Consider the following 340-nt stretch of genomic DNA (forward strand, 5'->3'; position numbering starts at 1 on the left):
TGTGCAACAACAGGTGAAATAGATTATATGGTTGTATCGGGTTCAACGGATGAAGGTAATGATATATTCGTGACTTTAATTAAGTTTGATGACCAGTGGGATGTACCCGCAGGAACTATGTCTTGTTGTCGAGCCACAGCGGGAGCTATGGTTGGTGTTTACGATCAAAAATTCCCAGAAAAAGTAGCGGTTGAGTGGTTAGATAAGTCAGAGAGCAGAATTTACTACGGTGAACTGGCAATAAATAAAAATGGTTATAAATTAGCTAAAAATTTACCTGCTTATGCATGGATAAGCACAGGAGAAGTAGAAGAAAATATCAGGCCTTATTTAATTGTTG

At 37.9% G+C, this 340-nt stretch carries 1 protein-coding gene; it reads left to right on the forward strand.

Annotated elements, in window-relative coordinates; translation table 11 throughout:
• Positions 1–340 (forward strand): DUF2931 domain-containing protein (locus tag H5158_RS22960; protein WP_182719783.1); only part of this gene is annotated, 340 nt, incomplete at both ends.

This window comes from Pseudoalteromonas sp. SR45-6 (assembly GCF_014163545.1).
GTDB classification, from domain to species: Bacteria; Pseudomonadota; Gammaproteobacteria; order Enterobacterales; family Alteromonadaceae; genus Pseudoalteromonas; species Pseudoalteromonas rhizosphaerae.